Genomic DNA, 256 nt, shown 5'->3' with positions numbered 1-256 from the left:
GAAGGAACTAGGCAAAATGGTACCGTAACTTCGGGAGAAGGTACGCTCTTGGCGGTGAAGTCCCTCGCGGATGGAGCTGCTGAGAGTCGCAGATACCAGGTGGCTGCAACTGTTTATTAAAAACACAGCACTGTGCAAAATCGAAAGATGACGTATACGGTGTGACGCCTGCCCGGTGCCGGAAGGTTAATTGATGGGGTTATCTTCGGAGAAGCTCTTGATCGAAGCCCCGGTAAACGGCGGCCGTAACTATAAC

The 256-nt window shown here is 52.0% G+C and carries 1 rRNA gene; it reads left to right on the top strand.

The features are described from left to right. Position 1: 1 nt before the first annotated feature. Positions 2-256, top strand: a 23S ribosomal RNA gene (locus tag R0J87_RS22250); the annotation flags it as partial.

This window comes from Halomonas sp. SIMBA_159, from assembly GCF_046536035.1.
In the GTDB taxonomy this organism is placed as follows: domain Bacteria; phylum Pseudomonadota; class Gammaproteobacteria; order Pseudomonadales; family Halomonadaceae; genus Vreelandella; species Vreelandella venusta_A.
Note: the sequence above shows the minus strand (reverse complement) of the source record. Positions and strands in the feature narration are given on the sequence as shown.